This window comes from Dellaglioa sp. CoH-57-MRSF-18, assembly GCF_056781995.1.
Map to the genome: position 1 here is coordinate 1 of NZ_JBXAXX010000291.1, position 231 is coordinate 231.

The window sequence follows — 231 nt, forward strand, 5'->3', positions numbered from 1 at the left end:
CTACGTATACGGGCGCATCAAGAATACAAAGCTTCCGCTTGGTGCTGTCTATATAGTGGGTAACTTCGATGCTAACGCCAACCACGTATCTCAGTACGCAGGTCTTAACACCATCGATACGAACACGGCGCTTTTGGCGAGCGGTATGCAGACCATCGATACCGGGTATAACGCAACCAATCCGTTCTACCAAACAGTTCCGGCAAACGGTTCGGCGTATCTGGTAACAGT

At 50.2% G+C, this 231-nt stretch carries 1 protein-coding gene; it reads left to right on the forward strand.

Translation table 11 applies throughout. The annotated features are described in order from the left end of the window. A partial coding sequence (locus AC1RPG_RS09000; RefSeq protein ID WP_481762642.1) for a hypothetical protein occupies positions 1–231 on the forward strand: 231 nt, incomplete at both ends.